Here is a 16768-nt window from a genome sequence, read left to right as displayed (position 1 = left end):
CCCCAAGCCTCAACAGTAGCGGAACCCCAAGCCCTAACAGTAGCGGAATCCCAAGCCTCAACAGTAGCGGAACCCGAAGCCTCAACAGTAGCGGAACCCCAAGCCCCAACAGTAGCGGAACCCCAAGCCCTAACAGTAGCGGAACCCCAAGCCTCAACAGTAGCGGAACCCCAAGCCCTAACAGTAGCGGAATCCCAAGCCTCAACAGTAGCGGAACCCGAAGCCTCAACAGTAGCGGAACCCGAAGCCTCAACAGTAGCGGAATCCACCAACAAAAAACCCTTATCTACTGAAACATTAGAGTAAAGATTGTTTTCATTGCATATCTCAGTCCCAATTTTTGAAAGTAGCTCACAATCAATAATTTTATTATTACAGCAGAAATGGAAATTATCTGTTACAACTTTTAAAAGTTCATTGTAATTTTCTGCTTTATGTGCTCTTTTGTATTCTCCATTACATGCTTCAGCCTTCTTAGCCCTGTCAAGTATTTCTTCTTTGATTTCTTTGAAATTTTCCATTATTTATTAATTAATTTGTTCTAAATCTTTAATGTTGCACGGGAAGCGGAACCCATTTGATTTTTCACAGATCACAGCATTACCGCTTATTCCTATGATCTTTATTTTTTCGCCTTTCTTGGCCCAAAAGCTTTTGGCGAATTTTGCATCTTTATTGAGTGTCATTGTATCGCCTTCTTTCATAGTTTGAGTTTTAACTGTTCATTCGGTTCCGGAAGGACAGTATTAAAAAAGTCCATTGCGAATTGCCTAACTCTTTGTTTGAACTCAAACTCCCATTCATAAGTGTTCAATCTTGTTGATGATACAGGCACTCTGGCAAAGGCTCCAGTTTCTTCATTAATCTTATCTTCATAATTGCAATTCCATTTTAAGATGTCGTGAACCTCAGTTGGTGTTTTAAACTCGCCCCATGCATTCCGGATCTCTCTTTGCAGAATTGGAATCCATACCGCCCAATAGAAACTGTTTTGCTCATTGGTTCGTTTTTTATACTTCCTTTTGAAAATGAGAGTGATTTCTTTGCCTTCAAATTCCTGGACAGCCTGTTTTATGAAATCATTGTTCTGTCGGAATTTTCCGCCGTGAATTTTGGTTTCAATTTCAATGGCTTTCATCTTACTTTTTCTTTTTGAATTTGGGTATTGTGTAGTTGTATTTATTTTCCCAGGATTGAACCATTTTTGAACGTTCAACCAAAACATCAATTAAGAGTTTCCACTGTTCTACAGGTAAATAAAACCTCCAAGAATCACCATCTTTAATCCATGTTGATTTTTTAAGATGCATGTCAGATCTCAGGTTGTATTTATACTTTAATCTTGATTTCCCTTCATGATTGGCAATCCTTACTGAACCAATTCTATTATCTTGGAATCTCACATAAATACTTCCTGTTGTTGCTATATGCCAGATATAAGCTTCAATTCCTTTCTTGGATAATTCATTGATCAGATTATCTGCAATATTTTTAAAGCTCATCTTTTTCCTGATCGTTTAAGAAAATTGAATAATCGAATCCGGCAGCCCACTGTGGTTTATATATTACATTTTTACTCTTGAAGAAATCGAAAGACTTCTCGAAAGCTTTTTCATCAACCATTTTATTCAATCGCATCATGTAATTTTCAAATTTCCTTTCACAGTAGTCTATATAACCTACTTCAATTTCAGGAACAGAATAATTGAATTTGTCGTCATATAAAATGTATTTAAACCTCGGATTTTGTGTGAGGCCAAGTATTTTTAAGCCCTTAGAGTAAACTCCAATTTGTAATTCGTAGTCGTATTTTTCTATTTCCCATTTGAACTTATCGGGATTAAGATTTGATACAAACTTCATATCATGAAAAATAGAAGGGGAATAAGTGTCAAGAATTGCTACAATTTCCCAACCCATATATTCAAATCTGATCATTTTCTGAAATTCTTCACAAATGCAAAGTTCATCAGCAACATCGGGAGCATTTTTAAGATGCTCAGCGATTTTTTTTGCTTTATTATATTCATCCTGTGATACTACTTGTTTTCCATGATATATTGCAATTATGTATTTCTGTAAACCATCAGTCTTAACTCTTGAAAACCCTTCAGAAACAGCTTCTTTGAATTTTTCTTCCAATAACTCTTCACTAAATGTTTCTAAATTCATTTTATCTAAGACCAGCTGTACAAAATCTTCTTGCTTTTCAGTGGTCGGAGTAACTGAAACAACTGTAAACTTCTCTTCGAATTTATCCTCTTCCAAAACAAGACAATCAACTAAGCTTCCCAAGTTCATCCCCGAATTCTTTTTCTTTGGCTGAAGTAGAGCGTTCATAAAGTTGACAGGACTGGTAAGGTTTTTTAGTTTAGAATAAGACATGTGTATGTCTCTGTTGATCAAATTGTCAATTAAAATCTCTCTTTCTGATCTTTTATCAGGATAATGGCAATCAAAGAATTTAATTTCTGGATCAACATAATATTCCTGCTCTTGGTTTTCTATAGCAGTATTTTTTGATGCACCCATGACTATTGAATTTGAAATTTGGTTTTAAGTAAATCAACTGTTGCTTTGCTCATTTTAAATCTTTTTTGCAGGCTAGACAGTCTTATCTTTTCTCCCTTCTGAATAGATTCATCTATTTTCTTCCAGTTCTCATCATTTTCATTTAGCCATGGAAGTTTATCAGTATCATTAGCAGGCGAGTATGTGTTTTCCTGAATCGGAGTATTTTGATGATTTTCTTCATCAACTTTTTTTCTCAGCTCATTATCAATATCATCTTCATCGGTAGGAATGTGGAAGTATTTCAGTAGGAAATATCTTTCAGCGTAAGTAAGAGCAGATCCAAGTCCTTTCTCCCAATCATTTTGACCGTTTGCACCAAATTCATTCACATCTTTTTCACCTGTTTCAATATCAATCCATGTGAAACGCTGCATAACTTTTGAAAGAATTTCTGACTTCTCACCATTCTTTGTTGAATAATCTTGCCTATCATTTTCAATAGAAGTAATTTCTTGCTTTAAGAGCAGACCTAATTCATTCATTAATGGCTTTACAAAACCAAGCAATTTATCTCCCGTCACATACTTATAATTATAAGTGGATTTATCTTTTGCCAGACCATTGATCTTGCATTGTATCTGGTGAAGTTTTTTATATAGTGAACTCATTTTCAATATGATTTTTAAGGTTTTGTAATTCAGTAATAGAGTTTCCTAATTTTTCGAGGAATTCTTTTCTTTCTTTCAGATCTGTAATTTGGTTGTGCCACCTGATTGAACCGTGACAATCTGAAAGTCTCACTATTGCTTTTCCATCATCATATATTTTGCAATGAATTGCGCTCATGGAATCTATGCTGTTAGGTGCTATAAAGGTTTTTTTGTTGTAACTCATTTTAATAGAATTTTCCTTTATACCAGTATTGATTGAAGTATCTTCGATTATTGACATTGAGAAAGGTTACTTTCTTTCCAAATATCATTGCTATGATTCTTTTCATTGCTTCTCATATTTTGCGAGTGAACACCATACGGTAGCTTTAAAGTCTCTCAATTTATAGTCTGCTCTAAAATGGAGTGAACCATTTTTTAAAGGCATCATTTTAAAGCGATTTTTGAACCTGTTTTTAAGTTTTGCACCCATGATCTTAAATTTTACCGTAACCGTAATTAGCCCATAACTCATTATATTCAGCGAGATATTCACCATGAGACCGAATGCTTCTTTCTTCGGAACAAAGTTGGTCCTCACGAAAAGAGTCAAGCTTCTCCTCCAAATCTTTACCGACTACACAAATCTTTTCATCTTCTAAGAAAAGAGCATAAGATCCTTTGTGAGTCATTTGGATAGTCCAGTAGGCGTTATTTTCATCTAAGAATAGCCCAAACCAATTGTTTGCTTTAACATTTTCATCGATTCCGAAATCGTTAAATTCTAAGTTGTTTGCGAAATGAACCGCTTTTCTGAAATTTTTTTCTGTAGGAGAGTTTGTTATTTCCCTTACGTTTTGTACTTTTGTGTCCATACAATTTGACTTTTAATAGTTAAACTTTTGCCGTCTGTTAGCGCAGATGGCTTTTTTTATTTTCTTTTATGAAATTCAGCTCTTGCACGATCCTGAACTTCCTTATCTTTTTCTGCTTTAGTTTTTTTTTGCTTCCCTAGGGCGGTTCCTACGCCACCCTGAGAAGCGTTCATTTCAGCTTTAACAAAGGCAGATAATGTTTCAATTTTATTAAGCGCTAACAGTATTATCTGTGCCCTTTCTGGATTTATTTCTCTTATCATTGGTAATAGTTTTAGAGCTAATTTGTTCTTCAAACATTTCATCATCAGACCAACCAGTTAGTGCCTTAAAAAGAATCACTATAAAATAGTTAGCAATACCATTAGATTTTCTATTGGCTAGGTTGTAAATTGCTGATTCACGCTTATTAAGTTTATCAGCAATTTCCTTTCTTAAATCATAATCGCTTTGAATTTTACGGAAAACCTCATCTTTGATTTTGGTTTTAATCACTATATTTGCTTTTTGATTTATCATTTTGATTAACTTATTTGATATAGCAAATATATAACAAGTTAGTCATTTCGCAAAATAATTAGTTAACAAGTTTGCTATCTAAAATGTAACCATTTGAAAATCAATTAGAAAAATTTATGAAACAGACAAGAGAACAACTATTAAATGAGGCTTTAGAATTAATTAAAAAATATGGGGTAAGTGCCTACGAGATTTCTCAAAACACCTCATTATCAGATGTTGGGATATTGAAAATTATTAATGGTGACACAAAGAGACCTCTGGAATTAACTCTTTTGACAATCATTGGTTACATAAAAGAAAAATATGGTGTTAAAGACAAAGAAGAAGTAGTTTACAATACTTTCAATAACAAGTTTGTTGAATTGCCAAACGGGCAATATTTAATGTACATGCCTTTATTTGAATATTACGCACAGGCCGGATTTGTGGATAATGATTGTAATATAGCACATCCTGATTATGAAGATATAGAGCAACACACCATTATTGTTGATAAACCATTACATGGTAAATACGTTGCCTGGAGAATAAAAGGAGATAGTATGAATGATGGAACTGATAGAAGTATAGTTGATGGTTCAATTGTTTCAACCAGAGAATTAAAAAGGGATCTTTGGAGCTCAAAATTACATCTCCATGATTTTAATGTATGGGTAATTTGCTCTACAAGTTTTGGCAGACCAACTTTAAAAGAAATAACAAAACACGAAGTGGAAACAGGAACAATTGTTTGTGATTCTTGGAACCCTAGTCTGGAATATTCTCACAATGTTTCAATTAGCCTAAATGATGTCAAAGCTTTATTCTATGCATTTGATGTGAGCAAACCTATTTCAAAGAAACTAATCTATTGATTATGTATAAGTCGGATATTAAAATATTAGAATTTGTAGAAATACTTAAAGATCAAAAAATAATAAGATTTGATAGTGGTTTTTATACACCTATTGGAATGGCAAAAAGTATTTTCAATAATATAAAGCATCAAGATAAATATCCTGATAGACAGTCCTGGCATTTTACTGCTGAACATATAAGATTGATATGTGAAGTATTTAATGCTAATTCCAATTTTTTCTTTGGGTTAAGCGATCAACCCTTCAGGAACAAAAAAAATAACGGTAACATGAACGGTAACATTAAGCTAAATAAAATATTAAATAACTAAAATCCAATAAATGTAAATGGTTGATTTTCAGCGTTAATCTACTTTTGCTAAATAATATGCTTCCTTGGTAAGGAAGAGGTCACGGGTTCAAGTCCCGTAGTTGGCTCTCTCAGTCCCGGATTCCTTCCGGGATTTTTTATTTTAATGATGGATGATTCAAATGAACAATTTGCAGTTTTTTGAATACATTAAAATTTAATTAAAATCAACTTGCGGGTCGCTATATGGATTACTATTTGATTCAGATCCCTGAAAAATCTTTAAATTCGTATAAAATAATTTCGATGAATATTCTTTTATTGGAAGACGACCTTATCCTTTCCGCGGAGCTTTGTAAATTTTTGGAGGCCAATCATTTTACATGTGATAAAATCTATGACGGGGAAACATTTCTTCGTCAGATCAGAAATAATACATACGATATGTATCTTCTGGATATCAATGTACCTAAAATAAACGGACTGGATGTATGCCAAACCATTCGCTCTTTTGATAAAAATACTCCGATCATTATTATTTCGGCCTATGGAGATCTTTCGGATAAAAAAGACGCCTTTAACAGGCTGGCAGATGATTACCTGGTAAAACCTTTTCAGTTTGAAGAATTGCTTTTACGCATCAATTCCCTGATGAGAAGGAAAGGGCCGGTAGAGAATACAGACCTGGAAATGATCAGAGTGGATGACCTTATCATTAATAAAACAGAGCAGAAAGTGTACAGGAGTGGAAATGAGATTGCTCTTACGCTGAAAGAATTCCAGCTGCTGGTATACCTGGCCGAAGCCCAGGGAAGAACCGTTTCCAAACAACAGATTACGGAGCATGTATGGGAGCATAATTTCAATACCAATACCAATACGGTAGAAGTATATATCAATTTTCTAAGGAAAAAAATTGATAAGGATTTTAAAATAAAGCTTATTCATACCAGATCCGGCTTTGGATATTATTTAAGCCCGTTATAAAATGTCTTTAAAACGAAAGATAGCGTTAACAATCAGCATTGCCTTTTCATTACTGTTTGGTATTGTAATGGCAGTTATTTATATATCTTTCAATGATTTCAGAAGAGAGGAATTTAAAGAGAGATTCAGGCAGAGACTGGAATTTACCTCTCACTTCATTTCAAAATCAAAAGATTTTGCAGAAGAAGCTCCCGTTTTTTTTAATGAAAACTCAGACAATATCCTTTTAAATGAAACCATCATGATCTTTAACGGACAGAAGGAACTGGTTTACAGTACCATTAAAGACAGGAAAGTTACATGGGATTATGCCTTGCTGAAAGAATTGGATAAGAAAAAAACGATATACTCAGAAACAACGGTTCCGGAAATATATGCCGCCTTAAAAACCATTAATGGAGAAAACTACTACATCCTTACCAGTGCGTTCGACAGCAATGGAAAATCTAAGCTGGCCTATCTGAAATACCTTTTAATTACTGCCTATGTTATGAGCGTACTTTTGATCGGGTTTTTCAGCTATTATTTTATGGGGCAGTTTCTGCGGCCACTGGAGAATCTAAATCAGGAAATCTCAGAAGTTACCGCCCACAAATTAACGAATCAGATCCCGGTTCAGGAATCAGAAGATGAAATTAATGTACTGGCAAAATCTTTCAATACAATGATTGTAAGGTTAAATGATGTGTTCCAGTCCCAGAAAGATTTTACTGCCAGTGCTTCCCATGAAATCAGGACGCCTATCACAAGAATGGCCTTTCAGTTGGAAAATCTGATTAAGCTGAAGCAGCATTCTCCGGAAACATTATCTTCCTTAAAGCAAATCCAACAGGATGTTTATCAGTTGTCAGACTTAACGAATTCTTTGCTTTTGCTCACTAAGTTTGATAAAGAAAATATCCAGAGCATTTATGAAGAAGTGAGAATCGATGAAGTCATTTTTGAATCTTTTGAAGCGGTGGAAAAAAGCTACCCGAATCTTAAAATGGATTTCATGATCTCAGAGAAGACTTCTGAAAATGCCCTTTTGACGATCAAAGGAATTCAATCTCTATTGGATATTGTATTCATTAATTTATTCAAAAATGCAGCCATATATTCTGATAATGCCGAAGTGGATGTTATGATTACCGAAACCAATTCCCAACTTTCAGTAGATGTCATTTCCCGGGGAAACACTATCCCTGAAGAAGAGCAATCCAAATTATTTGAAGCCTTTATGAGGGGGAATAATTCACAGAATATTTCAGGCTCCGGCTTAGGTCTTAGAATTGTTAAAAGAATCCTTGAATACCATGGCGCAGAAATTACATATTCTTCTCCTGAGCAAAACATCAATCAATTCAAGGTATCTTTCAAAAAATAATTTAATTTTTTTTTAATCCCTCTTTAAGTCCGTTTTAATTACGGTAAGGCAATTTTGTCTCATGAAAACTGAGAAAGTCAACAGGATTGCCGGGTTACTTATTGTCATTTCTTCACTTATGACAGCACAACGTCCCTTGTCGCTTACAGATTGTGAAGAAGCTTTTCAGAACAACAATCTGCTTCTGCTTGCCGAACAATACAATATTAATATGACGGATGCAGATATCCTGCAAGCCAAAATCTGGGAGCTTCCCCAGCTGAGCGGGCAGATTAATGCATATAATCCCGAAAACAAGAAAATATTTGATGGCGGACATGCAAAAGGGGCGCAAGTGACTCAATTGATTTATATGGGAGGAAAAAAGAAGAATGAGATAGCCTTTGCCCAATCAAATAAAGAGCTGGCCATACTTCAATTCTCTCAACTGCTGGTTAATCTGAAAACCCAGCTACGGACAGCTTATTTCAATCTTTATTATGAGCATCTGAAGTTGGAAAGTACACAGAAGCAATTAGCATATATGAATGATCTTCTTAGCGCATACAGGGAACAGTCTGCCAAAGGAAATGTATCTCTTAAGGATGAGGTCAGGCTGCAGAGCATAGTTATTCAGCTTAATAATGACAGACTGGAGATCAATAAGAATATTTTCGATCAGCAGCAAAGCCTGAAAGTTTTAACCGGGATTACGGATGACATTGAGCCCCGGCTTTCGGATGATGAGGCAAAGAGAATTCTAACTTCCCAACCTTTTGGGGACGAGAAAGAACTGAAAAGAAAAGCTCTGGAAAATAATGCAGATTACCAATATTATTTAAAATTGATCGATAATAGTAAATTATATGCTCAATGGCAGAAATCCTTAAATGTTCCAGATCTGAACGTTGGGGCGGGATGGGATCAAAACGGAGGAACTTTCAAAAATGAGGTGAATCTGATGATAGAAATTCCTTTGCCTTTATGGAAAGCCAATCAGGGAAATGTAGAAAAAGCGAATTATGCTATTCAGCAAAATCAGAAAAATGCAGATTACCGCAAACTTGATCTGGAAACCCAGATAGAATCTGCTTTTAAAATCTGGAAAAGCCATTATGATCAATTACAGGACATTAAAACCACCGACCTTGACAATATGGATCTGGTGTATAATGGAATGCTTAAAAACTTCAGAAACGGAAATGTAAACCTTATGGAGTTTACAGATTTTATGGATAGTTACAGGCAGACTGCTCTTCAGATCTATGATATGAAAAACGAGGTGATAGAATTTGCAGAACGGCTTAATCAACTAGTACAAACGAAAATCTTCTACTAATAATGAAAAACTACATCATTCCTGTAATAATAATATCCCTGTTTTTTTCCTGTTCAAAAAAGCAAGGGGAAATCATTCCGCAGCCCCAAAAAGGTTTTGAGCTGAGCAATACCATGTTAAAATCGATCTCCGTGGCAAAGGTGGAGGAAAAATATATAGAGGATCAGTATAGTTTCTATGGTAAAATATCAGCTGATAAGAACAGCTACATTGACGTGTATCCTTTGGTGGGAGGAAACGTTCTGAGTGTAAATGTTGAATTGGGTGATCATGTGAGGAAAGGACAGGTTTTGGCGACCATCAGAAGTACGGAGCTGGCAGAAATCCAGAAAGAAGTAAGTGATGCCAAAACAGATTTAGTAGTGGCTCAGAATAACTTACGGGTAGCTAAAGAAATGTATGAAGGCAGGCTGAATACGGAGAAAGATGTTCTTGAGGCCAAAAGTGAATTACAAAAAGCACAGGACCAATTGCAGAGAACTTCGGCTGTAAGCACCGTGTATAATGTTAAAAAAGGAAATATTTACAATGTTGTGGCACCGATCAGCGGATATATCGTTCAAAAGAATATCAATAAAGATATGCAGCTGAGAAGCGACAGAAGCGATAACATCTTCGACGTAGCCAATACCACCAATGTATGGGCCATCATGAATGTCAATGAATCCGATATTGATAAAATAAGCCTGGGAATGAAGGCCGAAGTCTCCACTTTATCATATCCTGACAAAATCTTTTATGGGAAAATTGATAAAATCTTCAAAATCATTGACCCTCAAACCAATGCGATGCAGGCGAGGGTAGTATTGGATAATACGAATGGACTATTGATTCCAGAGAGTAAAGCAACGATTAAAGTCATCAGTTCAGAAAATAATAAGGCGCTCGCAGTTCCTTCCAAAGCTGTGATATTTGATGATAACCGGAGTTTTGTGGTGATCTTCAAATCCAGAACTCATGTGAAGGTTAAAGAAATAAAAATAATGAAACAAGTAGGAGATACCACTTACATCTCGGAAGGATTAACGGAAGGCGAACAAGTCATTATGAACAATCAATTATTGATTTACCGGTCTCTGAACAGCTAAAATCAAAATTTCTTCAACGGCTTTTTTAGGTCATCAAAATCATAGCATGAATAAATTCATCAAAAATATTATTGCCTTTTCATTAAAAAATAAAGCATTTACCTTTATCTGGGTAGCCCTTCTGGCCATTGCAGGCTTTATAAGCTTCAAAAATATGCCGATTGAAGCATTCCCTGATGTAACCAATACTCAGATTGTCATTATTACCCAATGGAACGGAAGAAGTGCGGAAGAGGTCGAACGCTTTGTAACAACACCTATTGAACTGGCAATGAGCCCGGTTCAGAAAAAAACAAGTGTAAGAAGTACGACAATGTTTGGGTTATCCATTGTTAAAATCCTGTTTGATGATGAGGTAGATGATACTTTTGCCAGAAATCAGGTTAATAATCAATTAAGAACAGTAAGCCTTCCCGATGAGGTAGATCCCGAAGTACAGCCGCCTTACGGACCAACCGGTGAGATTTTCAGATATACGCTGGAAAGTAAGACCAAAGATTCCCGTGAATTGCTGACTTTGCAGAATTGGGTGATAGACCGGGCATTGAGAGGAGTTCCCGGAGTTGCCGACATTAATGTCTTCGGAGGACAGGATAAAGTTTTTGAATTGAGTATTGATCCTAGAGCATTAGATAAATACAACCTTACCCCACTTCAGGTTTATGATGCCGTCACAAAAAGTAATCTGAATGTCGGAGGTGATGTGATTGAGAAAAACGGACAGGCTTATGTAGTAAGAGGAATAGGGTTGGTAAAATCAGTCGCTGATATTGGAAATATTACCATCCAGAATGACAGTGGAAATCCGGTGTTGGTTAAAAATGTGGCAGAAGTTCATGAAAGCTCAATGCCGAGAGTAGGGCAGGCCGGGCTGAATCATCACGAAGATACGGTGGAAGGAATTATTGTCATGAGAAAAGGCGAAAACCCCCGTGAGGTTTTGGTAGGAGTAAAAGCTAAAATTAAAGAGCTCAATGAGAAGGTATTGCCGAAAGATGTTAAAATGGTTACTTTCTATGACCGTGACAATCTGATGGATTTTACAACGCGTACCGTAATGCACAACCTGATCGAAGGAATTATTCTGGTTACGTTAATGGTTCTGATTTTTATGGCTGACTGGAGAACAACGTTTATTGTTTCCATCATTATTCCGCTTTCATTATTATTTGCTTTTTTATGCCTGAAAATGGCAGGAATGAGCGCCAATTTACTGTCTTTGGGCGCCGTTGATTTTGGAATTATTATAGACGGAGCCGTCGTTATGGTAGAAGGAATCTTTGTAATGCTCGATCATAAAGCCCACAAATATGGAACGGAAAGGTTTAACAAACTAGCCAAAGCAGGATGGATCAAACAAACCGGAACAGGATTGGGAAAAGCCATTTTCTTTTCAAAATTAATCATCATCACTTCATTGATCCCTATTTTCTCATTCCAGAAAGTAGAAGGGAAAATGTTTTCACCACTGGCTTTTACCTTAGGATTTGCATTAATAGGAGCTTTGATTTTTACCTTGACCTTGGTTCCCGTACTTTCCCATCTTTTATTGAATAAAAATGTAAAAGAAAAGAACAATCCGTTTGTGAATTTCTGGGACAGAATAGTTTTGAAAGGCTTCAGCTATACTTTTAAACATAAAGAAATAAGTTTAATGGTAGCTCTTTCATTTCTGGGAATTACCCTGTTTTCAGGAAAATTTTTGGGAACCGAATTTTTACCCCAGCTGAATGAAGGCTCATTATGGATCACCGCAGAAATGCCAATGAGCTCGTCTTTAAAAGAATCATTGAAAACCGCAGATCTCCTGAAGAAAGATATTATGAGCTTTCCTGAAGTTACGGATGTTTTGGCGCAGACAGGCAGAAGTAATGATGGAACAGACCCAAACGGATTCGGATTTGTACAGTTTGCTGTTAATCTCAAACCCAAAGAAGAATGGAAGAGAAATATCAGCTATGAAGATCTCATCGAAGGAATTGATAAAAAGCTCAGGAGTTATCAGGGAATTACCTTTAATTATTCCCAGCCGATCTCCGATAATGTAGCGGAAGCTGTAGCAGGATTCAAAGCGGAAAACGGAATTAAAATTTATGGAGATAACCTCGAAACACTGGATAAACTGGCGGAAGAAGTTTTAAAAGCCATCAGAAATGTAAACGGAGTAAAGGACCCCGGAATTATTAAAAACATAGGTCAGCCGGAAGTAAGCGTGGTATTGGACAGGGATAAAATGGCGGCATACGGGGTAATGCCCGCAGATGCACAAGCCGTACTGGAAATGGCTTTCGGGGGAAGAACGGCCTCGGAAATGTTCGATGGGGAAAGAAAATTTCCTATTCGCTTACGATATTCGCAGGAATACAGGAAAGATGAAAATGATATTGCTGCATTAATGGTTCCCACCCAGGACGGAACAAAAATCCCTCTCAAAGAGATCAGCAATATCGTTAAAGATAATGGTGCAGCATTTATTTACAGAGATGATATCAAACGATATATCGGAGTGAAATTCTCCATCCGGGACCGGGATTTGGGAAGTACCATTGCAGATGCACAAAAAGAGGTTGCAAAAATTGACCTGCCGGATGGATATTCCATTGGCTGGACAGGGCAGTTCGAAAATCAGCAGAGAGCATCTCATAGATTGGCTCAGGTAGTTCCGGTAAGTATTCTGATGATTTTCTTCCTACTGTTCGTTCTTTTCGGAAACATGAAAGATTCACTGCTGGTATTAGCTAATGTACCTTTTGCGTTGATTGGGGGAATTATTGCACTCCACATCACCGGAATGAATTTTGGAATATCGGCAGGAGTGGGGATGATCGCTTTATTGGGAATCTGCATTCAAAACGGGGTAATTCTCATTTCCGAGTTTCACCAGAATATCAGAAACGGTTTGAATCCGGATGCTGCTATACTGAATGGCGTAAAATCCAGGACAAGACCTGTGGTGATGACTGCTTTAATGGCCTCTATCGGGCTTTTACCAGCGGCATTGTCTACCGGTATCGGTTCTGAATCTCAAAAACCATTGGCTATTGTCATCATCGGCGGCCTGATTACGGCCACGATACTCACATTGCTTATTTTCCCCGTTATTTTCTGGATATTCAACAGGCCGAAAATGAGCGGGAAAATATGATTTTCTTTCATTTATATTAATCTTGTGGCCTGGAATGAATTATTATTTCAGGCTTTTTAATAAAAGGTTTTATAAAGATTTTTTCAATTGAGAAATTTGTGTAAATTTGCAATCTCAATACAGAGAAATATAAGGTTGTAATTCTTTGGATTTTGAATATTAAAACTTTTTTTAACAAAAAGGTTTTGATATTTAAAAAATCGCTATATTTGCAAACCGAAATTTTGAATAAACAATAAATAAATAATTTTAAATCATGGCAAAGGAAACGTTTAATCGTAACAAACCACACTTGAACATTGGTACTATTGGTCACGTTGACCATGGTAAAACTACTCTTACTGCTGCAATCAGTAGCGTATTAGCTAACAAGGGTCTTGCTGAGAAAAAAGACTTCTCTTCTATTGACTCTGCTCCAGAAGAAAAAGAAAGAGGTATCACTATTAATACAGCTCACATTGAGTACGAAACTGAAAAACGTCACTATGCACACGTTGACTGTCCAGGTCACGCTGACTATGTAAAGAACATGGTAACTGGTGCTGCTCAGATGGATGGAGCTATCTTAGTATGTGCTGCAACTGATGGACCAATGCCTCAAACTAGAGAGCACATCCTACTTTGCCGTCAGGTAAACGTACCAAGAATCGTTGTTTTCATGAACAAGGTTGATATGGTGGATGATGCTGAATTATTAGAGCTTGTTGAGCTTGAACTTAGAGATTTATTATCTACTTACGAATATGACGGAGATAACTCTCCAGTAATCCAGGGATCTGCTCTTGGTGCTCTTAACGGAGATGAGAAGTGGGTTAAAACTGTAGAAGAATTAATGGATGCTGTTGATACTTGGATCGAGCAACCGGTAAGAGATCAGGATAAGCCATTCTTGATGCCAATCGAAGACGTATTCTCTATTACAGGTAGAGGTACTGTAGCAACTGGTAGAATCGAGGCTGGAGTTATCAATACTGGTGATGCTGTAGACATCGTAGGTATGGGTGACGAGAAGTTAACTTCTACTGTAACTGGGGTTGAGATGTTTAGAAAAATCCTAGACAGAGGTGAAGCTGGTGATAACGTAGGTCTATTGTTGAGAGGTATTGAAAAAACTGACATCAAGAGAGGTATGGTAATCGCTAAAGCTGGATCTGTAACTCCACACAAAAAATTCAAAGCTGAGGTTTATATCCTTTCTAAAGAAGAAGGTGGACGTCACACTCCATTCCACAACAAATACCGTCCTCAGTTCTACGTAAGAACTACTGACGTTACAGGTGAGATCTTCTTACCAGAAGGTGTAGAAATGGTAATGCCTGGTGATAACTTAACAATCACTGTAGAATTGTTACAACCAATCGCTCTTAACGTAGGTCTTAGATTTGCGATCAGAGAAGGAGGTAGAACAGTTGGTGCTGGTCAGGTTACTGAAATCTTAGACTAATCATTTAGTATAAATAAAAGTTCCGTAAGGAAGCTTACGGAACTTTTTAATCTACGGGCATCGTCCAATGGTAGGATACCGGTCTCCAAAACCGTTGATCAGGGTTCGAATCCTTGTGCCCGTGCAAATATAAATTATGAGTTCATTTATCGATTTTTTAAAAGGTTCTTATAACGAATTCAGACATAAAGTTGAATGGCCAAAGTGGAGTGACTTGCAGTCTTCTACAATTGTAGTAACCATTGCAACTGTGATCCTTGCGTTATTCACCTTTGGAGTTGATGAATTGTTTTCGAAAGCAATCAGCAACATAATAGGAATGCTAATTAACGTGTTCAACTAACAAAAAAGTATTTTCCCATAATGAGCGAATTGAAATGGTATGTGCTGAAAGCAATCAGCGGACAGGAAAATAAAGTGAAAAACTATATTGAGACGGAAATCAAACGTTTAGGGTTTGAGCAGTACGTTACTCAGGTGGTTATTCCTATGGAAAAGGTTATCCAACTTAGAAACGGTAAGAAAGTTCCTAAGGAAAGACCTTATTATCCTGGTTACCTGATGATCGAAGCTGATCTGATGGGAGAAATTCCTCATATTATTAAAAATATCCCTGGAGTTATCTCATTCTTGAGCTTAACGAAAGGTGGAGATCCTGTTCCGATGAGAAAATCTGAAGTGAACAGAATGTTGGGAAGAATGGATGAGCTTTCAGAATTTGCTACCGATGTTGAAATCCCTTACGTAGTAGGAGAAAACGTTAAAGTAATTGACGGACCATTCAACGGATTCAACGGAACTGTAGAAAAAATCCTTGAGGACAAGAAGAAGATTGAAGTTTCTGTACTGATCTTCGGAAGAAAGACTCCAATGGAATTGAGCTATATGCAGGTAGAGAAAATCTAAGAAATATTTATTCAATATATAAAAAAGACCACTTATTAAATTGAGTGGTCTTTTTTGTTTTACTGTATTTTTTTATAATTTCTGATGTATTTTATGAATAATCATTCGCTTATAAAAATAGAGTAGTATTAAAAATAGAGCGAAAATTAGTTTTTAATTTTATAATATTTATCTCTTAGGAATTATGTAAAAGTATTTATTTTGAAATCTTTCTAAAAATCAACACATTCCGTTTGCTATTTCAAAAATATTTTATAATTTTGCAGTCCGAAAAGTAGGTTTATCTAATGTGAGAATGGATAACCTGCTGAATAATAATGCTTCCAAACTCATTAATTATTCAAACTTAAAAAACAAAAAATGGCTAAGAAAGTCTTTAAAATGGTAAAGCTTCAGGTGAAAGGAGGGGCAGCAAACCCGTCTCCGCCAGTAGGTCCGGCATTAGGTTCTGCAGGTGTAAACATCATGGAGTTTTGTAAGCAATTTAACGGAAGAACTCAGGACAAGCCAGGGCAAGTTTTACCTGTAGTAATTACAGTATACGAGGACAAATCTTTTGAATTCGTTATTAAAACTCCACCTGCAGCAATCCAGTTAATGGATGCGGCTAAGATCAAAGGAGGTTCCGGTGAACCAAACAGAAACAAAGTAGGTTCTGTATCTTGGGATCAGGTAAAGAAAATCGCTGAAGATAAAATGGCAGACCTTAACTGCTTTACAATGGATTCAGCTGTTTCTATGGTTGCAGGTACTGCAAGATCTATGGGATTAAGAGTAACAGGAACGAAACCAACTTTTAACGCTTAA

At 36.3% G+C, this 16768-nt stretch carries 20 protein-coding genes and 1 tRNA gene; 12 read left to right on the top strand and 9 right to left on the bottom strand.

The features are described 5' to 3' along the window. The 9 genes from ACGHIN_RS03660 to ACGHIN_RS03620 all read right to left on the bottom strand — a co-directional run. The coding region (locus ACGHIN_RS03660; RefSeq protein ID WP_390450900.1) for a hypothetical protein at positions 1–521 on the bottom strand (521 nt) is incomplete at its 3' end. A 6-nt stretch (positions 522–527) separates the two neighbouring features. Further along, positions 528–704, bottom strand: coding sequence for a hypothetical protein (locus ACGHIN_RS03655; protein ID WP_390450898.1), 177 nt, complete (start codon positions 702–704; stop codon positions 528–530). After that, on the bottom strand, positions 701–1138 hold the full coding sequence (locus tag ACGHIN_RS03650; protein WP_390450897.1) for a hypothetical protein: 438 nt from the start codon (positions 1136–1138) through the stop codon (positions 701–703). The genes ACGHIN_RS03655 and ACGHIN_RS03650 overlap by 4 nt, the downstream gene beginning before the upstream one ends. A gap of 1 nt (position 1139) precedes the next feature. After that, complete coding sequence (locus tag ACGHIN_RS03645; protein WP_390450895.1) at positions 1140–1502, bottom strand: hypothetical protein; 363 nt, start codon at positions 1500–1502, stop codon at positions 1140–1142. Then, positions 1492–2532: a PD-(D/E)XK nuclease-like domain-containing protein gene (locus ACGHIN_RS03640; RefSeq protein WP_390450893.1), complete on the bottom strand. Its 1041-nt coding sequence runs from the start codon at positions 2530–2532 to the stop codon at positions 1492–1494. The genes ACGHIN_RS03645 and ACGHIN_RS03640 overlap by 11 nt, the downstream gene beginning before the upstream one ends. Positions 2533–2534: 2 nt before the next feature. Beyond that, on the bottom strand, positions 2535–3182 hold the full coding sequence (locus tag ACGHIN_RS03635; protein WP_390450891.1) for an ERF family protein: 648 nt from the start codon (positions 3180–3182) through the stop codon (positions 2535–2537). Beyond that, complete coding sequence (locus tag ACGHIN_RS03630; RefSeq protein WP_390450890.1) at positions 3166–3408, bottom strand: hypothetical protein; 243 nt, start codon at positions 3406–3408, stop codon at positions 3166–3168. Before ACGHIN_RS03630 ends, ACGHIN_RS03635 begins: the two co-directional genes overlap by 17 nt. A gap of 253 nt (positions 3409–3661) precedes the next feature. Continuing rightward, the gene (locus ACGHIN_RS03625; protein ID WP_390450889.1) at positions 3662–4039 is read right to left on the bottom strand and encodes a hypothetical protein; all 378 of its coding nucleotides are present in this window, start codon (positions 4037–4039) and stop codon (positions 3662–3664) included. 210 nt (positions 4040–4249) lie between these two features. Then, complete coding sequence (locus ACGHIN_RS03620) at positions 4250–4558, bottom strand: hypothetical protein (protein WP_390450888.1); 309 nt, start codon at positions 4556–4558, stop codon at positions 4250–4252. A gap of 116 nt (positions 4559–4674) precedes the next feature. On the opposite strand from ACGHIN_RS03620, the gene ACGHIN_RS03615 reads away from it, so the two are divergent. The 12 genes from ACGHIN_RS03615 (at position 4675) to rplK (ending at position 16768) form a co-directional block, all read left to right on the top strand. Continuing rightward, positions 4675–5415 carry a hypothetical protein gene (locus tag ACGHIN_RS03615; RefSeq protein ID WP_390450887.1) on the top strand — a complete coding sequence of 247 codons (741 nt, stop codon included), beginning with the start codon at positions 4675–4677 and terminating at the stop codon, positions 5413–5415. Positions 5416–5417: 2 nt separating this feature from the next. Then, the gene (locus tag ACGHIN_RS03610) at positions 5418–5729 is read left to right on the top strand and encodes a hypothetical protein (RefSeq protein ID WP_390450885.1); all 312 of its coding nucleotides are present in this window, start codon (positions 5418–5420) and stop codon (positions 5727–5729) included. Positions 5730–6013: 284 nt separating this feature from the next. Continuing rightward, positions 6014–6694, top strand: a complete 681-nt coding sequence (locus ACGHIN_RS03605; RefSeq protein WP_390450884.1) for a response regulator transcription factor — start codon at positions 6014–6016, stop codon at positions 6692–6694. Between the two features lies 1 nt (position 6695). Then, positions 6696–8060 carry an ATP-binding protein gene (locus ACGHIN_RS03600; protein ID WP_390450882.1) on the top strand — a complete coding sequence of 455 codons (1365 nt, stop codon included), beginning with the start codon at positions 6696–6698 and terminating at the stop codon, positions 8058–8060. Between the two features lie 61 nt (positions 8061–8121). Next, positions 8122–9378: a TolC family protein gene (locus ACGHIN_RS03595; protein WP_390450880.1), complete on the top strand. Its 1257-nt coding sequence runs from the start codon at positions 8122–8124 to the stop codon at positions 9376–9378. A gap of 2 nt (positions 9379–9380) precedes the next feature. Next, a complete protein-coding gene (locus ACGHIN_RS03590; RefSeq protein ID WP_390450878.1) occupies positions 9381–10466 on the top strand; it encodes an efflux RND transporter periplasmic adaptor subunit in 1086 nt (361 codons plus the stop codon). A gap of 46 nt (positions 10467–10512) precedes the next feature. Next, complete coding sequence (locus ACGHIN_RS03585) at positions 10513–13611, top strand: efflux RND transporter permease subunit (RefSeq protein WP_390450876.1); 3099 nt, start codon at positions 10513–10515, stop codon at positions 13609–13611. A 256-nt stretch (positions 13612–13867) separates the two neighbouring features. Continuing rightward, positions 13868–15055 (top strand): elongation factor Tu, encoded by a 1188-nt coding sequence (gene tuf / locus ACGHIN_RS03580; RefSeq protein WP_121459909.1) that lies wholly within the window; start codon positions 13868–13870, stop codon positions 15053–15055. A gap of 53 nt (positions 15056–15108) precedes the next feature. After that, positions 15109–15179, top strand: a tRNA-Trp gene (locus ACGHIN_RS03575). A 12-nt stretch (positions 15180–15191) separates the two neighbouring features. Further along, positions 15192–15398 carry a preprotein translocase subunit SecE gene (gene secE, locus ACGHIN_RS03570; RefSeq protein WP_121459910.1) on the top strand — a complete coding sequence of 69 codons (207 nt, stop codon included), beginning with the start codon at positions 15192–15194 and terminating at the stop codon, positions 15396–15398. A gap of 20 nt (positions 15399–15418) precedes the next feature. After that, positions 15419–15961 carry a transcription termination/antitermination protein NusG gene (gene nusG, locus ACGHIN_RS03565; RefSeq protein ID WP_121459911.1) on the top strand — a complete coding sequence of 181 codons (543 nt, stop codon included), beginning with the start codon at positions 15419–15421 and terminating at the stop codon, positions 15959–15961. A gap of 360 nt (positions 15962–16321) precedes the next feature. Then, positions 16322–16768, top strand: coding sequence for a 50S ribosomal protein L11 (rplK, locus tag ACGHIN_RS03560; RefSeq protein ID WP_027375531.1), 447 nt, complete (start codon positions 16322–16324; stop codon positions 16766–16768).

Origin of the sequence: Chryseobacterium barbadense, from assembly GCF_042849955.1 — a bacterium.
GTDB lineage: Bacteria > Bacteroidota > Bacteroidia > Flavobacteriales > Weeksellaceae > Chryseobacterium.
The sequence above is the reverse complement of the archived record's forward strand: the minus strand, read 5'-3'. Positions and strand labels throughout refer to the sequence as shown.

Coding starts and splice junctions, on each gene's coding strand:
- ACGHIN_RS03635 (WP_390450891.1), bottom strand. CDS start 3,182: ATGAGTTCACTATATAAAAAACTTCACCAGATACAATGCAAGATCAAT.
- ACGHIN_RS03645 (WP_390450895.1), bottom strand. CDS start 1,502: ATGAGCTTTAAAAATATTGCAGATAATCTGATCAATGAATTATCCAAG.
- ACGHIN_RS03655 (WP_390450898.1), bottom strand. CDS start 704: ATGAAAGAAGGCGATACAATGACACTCAATAAAGATGCAAAATTCGCC.
- nusG (WP_121459911.1), top strand. CDS start 15,419: ATGAGCGAATTGAAATGGTATGTGCTGAAAGCAATCAGCGGACAGGAA.
- ACGHIN_RS03610 (WP_390450885.1), top strand. CDS start 5,418: ATGTATAAGTCGGATATTAAAATATTAGAATTTGTAGAAATACTTAAA.
- ACGHIN_RS03595 (WP_390450880.1), top strand. CDS start 8,122: ATGAAAACTGAGAAAGTCAACAGGATTGCCGGGTTACTTATTGTCATT.
- ACGHIN_RS03630 (WP_390450890.1), bottom strand. CDS start 3,408: ATGAGTTACAACAAAAAAACCTTTATAGCACCTAACAGCATAGATTCC.
- ACGHIN_RS03585 (WP_390450876.1), top strand. CDS start 10,513: ATGAATAAATTCATCAAAAATATTATTGCCTTTTCATTAAAAAATAAA.
- ACGHIN_RS03605 (WP_390450884.1), top strand. CDS start 6,014: ATGAATATTCTTTTATTGGAAGACGACCTTATCCTTTCCGCGGAGCTT.
- ACGHIN_RS03640 (WP_390450893.1), bottom strand. CDS start 2,532: ATGGGTGCATCAAAAAATACTGCTATAGAAAACCAAGAGCAGGAATAT.
- ACGHIN_RS03620 (WP_390450888.1), bottom strand. CDS start 4,558: ATGATAAATCAAAAAGCAAATATAGTGATTAAAACCAAAATCAAAGAT.
- ACGHIN_RS03590 (WP_390450878.1), top strand. CDS start 9,381: ATGAAAAACTACATCATTCCTGTAATAATAATATCCCTGTTTTTTTCC.
- ACGHIN_RS03615 (WP_390450887.1), top strand. CDS start 4,675: ATGAAACAGACAAGAGAACAACTATTAAATGAGGCTTTAGAATTAATT.
- ACGHIN_RS03625 (WP_390450889.1), bottom strand. CDS start 4,039: ATGGACACAAAAGTACAAAACGTAAGGGAAATAACAAACTCTCCTACA.
- rplK (WP_027375531.1), top strand. CDS start 16,322: ATGGCTAAGAAAGTCTTTAAAATGGTAAAGCTTCAGGTGAAAGGAGGG.
- secE (WP_121459910.1), top strand. CDS start 15,192: ATGAGTTCATTTATCGATTTTTTAAAAGGTTCTTATAACGAATTCAGA.
- ACGHIN_RS03650 (WP_390450897.1), bottom strand. CDS start 1,138: ATGAAAGCCATTGAAATTGAAACCAAAATTCACGGCGGAAAATTCCGA.
- tuf (WP_121459909.1), top strand. CDS start 13,868: ATGGCAAAGGAAACGTTTAATCGTAACAAACCACACTTGAACATTGGT.
- ACGHIN_RS03600 (WP_390450882.1), top strand. CDS start 6,696: ATGTCTTTAAAACGAAAGATAGCGTTAACAATCAGCATTGCCTTTTCA.